Here is a 1,021-nt window from a genome sequence, read left to right as displayed (position 1 = left end):
GTTATTTGTGGTCCTTCCGGATCAGGAAAATCAACTTTGATTCGTTGTATTAATCAATTAGAAAAAGCAGACAAAGGCTCAATTTGTGTTCATAATGTCGATATTCATACGGCTCCTATATACCAGCAAAAAAATGTTCTCCGCAAAATAGGAATGGTTTTTCAACACTTTAATTTATTTCCCCACATGACTGTTATGCAAAATTGTATTTTAGCACCTATGACAGTTCAAGGACTTTCCAAGCAACAAGCAAAAGAACGGGCAGCTCATTACCTGACACAGGTTAGAATTGAAAAATACTGTGATAAATATCCTTTACAACTCTCTGGTGGACAACAACAGTGTGTTGCAATTGCACGTGCACTTTGTATGGAACCCGAAGTGATGCTTTTTGATGAGCCAACGTCAGCTCTTGATCCAGAAAGCGTCGGAGAAGTTCTAGAAGTTATGGCTCAATTGGCAGATACAGGTATAACAATGCTCTGCGTTACTCATGAAATGGGTTTTGCTTGGAAAGTCTCAGAAAGAATACTTTTTCTAGAAAACGGAAAAATTATTGAAGATACAACATCTGATGAATTTTTTACCAATCCTAAAAGTCAACGTGCTCATAATTTTCTTGCTAAAATTAAACATTAATCATCAAAATTGTTTTATCTACGAGAATTTTAAGTGTCCCAATTTTTCTTTGAGAAGGGTGATTATTGTTTGAGCAGCAATGATTCCAGGTGGTACTTCAGTCTTCATTTTCTGTTCCATCAATTCAAAAGCATCAAGTTGTGCCTGTCGCAATAAAGGGTTATGCAAAAGTTGTTCGATCTGCCTTGCTAACATGCCAGGTCGTAGAAATTCATTAAAATACTCCGGTACAATAGGCTTATCAGAAAGAATATTTGGAAGAGCAGCACTCCATAACATAATTTTTGGAAAAATAAAGAATTTAGAAAAACGATCAAGTTTATAACAAAGGACCATTGGAATTCTTGCCAATGCCAATTCAAGTGAAACCGTCCCAAGTGCT

Annotated in this window: 1 protein-coding gene and 1 pseudogene; one reads left to right on the top strand and one right to left on the bottom strand. The window is 36.1% G+C overall.

Annotated elements, in window-relative coordinates; genetic code table 11:
* Window positions 1-639 (top strand): amino acid ABC transporter ATP-binding protein (locus ACFIK8_RS10080; RefSeq protein ID WP_375669342.1); only part of this gene is annotated, 639 nt, incomplete at its 5' end.
* A gap of 18 nt (window positions 640-657) precedes the next feature.
* On the opposite strand, the pseudogene ACFIK8_RS10075 reads toward ACFIK8_RS10080, so the two are convergent.
* Window positions 658-1,021 (bottom strand): annotated as a pseudogene (locus tag ACFIK8_RS10075) (lipid-A-disaccharide synthase); the annotation flags it as partial.

The sequence above is a fragment of the Bartonella sp. MR168JLCBS genome (genome assembly GCF_042194175.1).
The sequence above is the reverse complement of the archived record's forward strand: the minus strand, read 5'-3'. Positions and strand labels throughout refer to the sequence as shown.